Origin of the sequence: Micromonospora sp. M51 (genome assembly GCF_018070305.1) — a bacterium.
Taxonomy (GTDB): Bacteria; Actinomycetota; Actinomycetes; order Mycobacteriales; family Micromonosporaceae; genus Micromonospora; species Micromonospora parva.
The window spans coordinates 1-1,841 of the sequence record NZ_JAGPXZ010001006.1 but is presented as its reverse complement, the minus strand read 5'-3'; the positions used below and the strand labels follow the sequence as shown (position 1 = coordinate 1,841).

The window sequence follows — 1,841 nt, the reverse complement described above, 5'->3', positions numbered from 1 at the left end:
GAGGAATGGGCGTTGGACGTCATCCGTCACCGCGGGCTGCCGTACGTCAGCACGGCACCCCGCGACAACGCCGGCGCTGACGAACGGTACGTCGGCATCGACGAGCGGGCCGCCGCGCGCAGTGCCGCCGCGCACGTCGCCGGGCTCGGGCACCGGCGGGTGGCGTTGCTCGCCGACTCCGTGCTGCCCGACGCGCCGGCCGGCCCGCTCACCGTGGCCGGGGTCGACCAGGTGCCGCATCCGACCACCCGGGGCCGGCTCGCCGGGTTCGCCGACGCCTTCGCCGAGGTCGGCGTCGGCTGGGCGGAGTTGACCGTCGTCAACGCGCCCGGCAACAGCCGCAAAGCGGCGGCGGCGGCCATCGCCGAACTCTTCGACCAACCCGCACCGCCGACCGCCGTGCTGGCCGGCTCCGACGTCCTCGCGCTCGGTGTGCTGGACGCCCTGGCCGCGCGGCCGGCCCATGATCGTCCAACCGTCTCGGTGACCGGCTTCGACGACGTCCCCGAGGCCGCCGCGGCCGGTCTCACCACCGTCCGGCAACCGGCCGAGGAGAAGGGCCGGATCGCCGCCGAACTCCTGCTCGACCCGCCCGCGGACCCCGCGGCCGGTCACGTGTTGCTGCCCACCGCACTCGTCGTCCGGGACTCCACCGGACCTGTCCCGAGGAGTTGACCATGGAACTGCCCACCGGATACGTCACCGCGCTCGACGCCATGAACCGGCACGTCAACTCGGCCCGACCGGACGCCCCGGTCCAGGTCGAACACCCCCGCCGGGCACTGCTCGCGCCGACCCGGGTGGCCACCGCCCTCGCCCTGCGCCGGCTCGCCGACCGCATCCAACCGCGACCGCTGCCGGGCACCCCGCGCGGCTCCTGACCCGAACCAACCCCATTCCGGTACGCACGGGACGATCAGTACGGGTTCGGGCACGCAGAGTGGTCGACAGCGGCGTTGCCAGGCAGACTGGGGAAGCCATGTCTCCGCTCCGGCCCACCCTCCGCCTCCACGACCGCTACGTGCTGCACGAGCGGATCGGTCTCGGTGGCATGTCCGAGGTGTGGCGTGGCGACGACGAGGTGCTCGGGCGGCCGGTGGCGATCAAGGTGCTCGCCGGGCAGTTCGCCACCGACCCGCAGCTGCGGGCCACCATCCAACGCGAGGCCCGCGCGGCCGCCCGGCTGACCCACCCCCACGTCACCCAGGTGTACGACTACGCCGAGGCGACCCTGGCCGACGGCGTCGTCGTGCCGTACCTGGTGATGGAACTGGTCGACGGTCACAACCTGGCTGACCGGCTACGGTCCGGGCCGATGCCCTGGCCGGAGGCCGTCCGGATGGCCGGGCAGATCGCCGCCGCGCTGGCCGCCGCGCACCGCATCGGCGTCGTGCACCGCGACGTCAAGCCCGGCAACGTCATGCTCACCGACACCGGCGCCAAGGTGCTCGACTTCGGCATCGCCGCGCTCGGCGGCCTCGACAGCCAGTCCGGCGAACCGGTGATGGGCACCCCCGCCTACTTCGCCCCGGAACGGCTCACCGCCGGCCCACCCGACCCGGCGAGCGACGTGTACGCCGTCGGCGCGCTGCTCTACCGCACCCTCACCGGGCAGGCGCCACTGCCCGTGCAGAGCTGGGAAGACGCCCTGGAGGTGCACCGGCGGGGCACCCCGGTGCCGCCGCTGCGGGTGCCCGGCCTCCCCGCCGACATCGCCCAGCTGACCGTCGCCTGCCTGGCCGCCAACCCGGCCGACCGGCCGAGCGCCGCGCAGCTGGCCCGCCGCTTCGGCGCCGGTCAGCCGGTCGAGCCGCCCACCGAGCTGCTGCGCGTCCGACCGG

The 1,841-nt window shown here is 74.9% G+C and carries 3 protein-coding genes; all 3 read left to right on the top strand.

Annotation, left to right across the window (positions count from 1 at the left end; all coding sequences use genetic code 11):
• Nucleotides 1–675, top strand: a 675-nt coding sequence (locus KBX53_RS31820; RefSeq protein WP_210863515.1) for a substrate-binding domain-containing protein, incomplete at its 5' end; no start/stop codon positions are given.
• A gap of 2 nt (nucleotides 676–677) precedes the next feature.
• Entirely contained in the window at nucleotides 678–881 is a 204-nt protein-coding gene (locus tag KBX53_RS31815) for a hypothetical protein (RefSeq protein ID WP_210863513.1), read from the top strand.
• A gap of 98 nt (nucleotides 882–979) precedes the next feature.
• Nucleotides 980–1,841: serine/threonine-protein kinase (locus KBX53_RS31810; RefSeq protein ID WP_210863511.1), on the top strand; the 862-nt coding region annotated here is incomplete at its 3' end.